The organism is Dorea sp. 210702-DFI.3.17 (assembly GCF_020560825.1).
In the GTDB taxonomy this organism is placed as follows: domain Bacteria; phylum Bacillota; class Clostridia; order Lachnospirales; family Lachnospiraceae; genus Dorea; species Dorea formicigenerans.
This window is the reverse complement of sequence record NZ_JAJCNB010000114.1, coordinates 1-268: the sequence shown is the minus strand read 5'-3', so window position 1 is coordinate 268 and position 268 is coordinate 1. Positions and strand designations below refer to the sequence as shown.

1 protein-coding gene is annotated in these 268 nt (G+C 44.4%); it reads left to right on the top strand.

Annotation, left to right across the window (positions count from 1 at the left end):
- On the top strand, positions 1–268 hold a 268-nt coding region (locus LI149_RS15165; RefSeq protein ID WP_227143624.1), incomplete at both ends, for a hypothetical protein.

Below are 268 nucleotides of genomic sequence, written 5' to 3'. Positions count from 1 at the left end.
ATTGACGCGAACGACTCGTTTGAGGTATCTGTCCTTCTAAAACAGATTAAAAACGGAGCCTATGTCAATTATTTGAAAGTGTTATCCGACAAGGCCGGAGAGCTTACTTACGATATACAAGTATTCTCTGAGTCCGATCGGAATAAGCCTGCGTTTGAGAGATCCGGTAACAAGATGCTATTTTTGGACAACATGACAGGGACTTTTGACAAGATCCCGATCCGCGGAACTGTCAATCAGGAGATCCCGTTTGCCATCCGTTTTACGG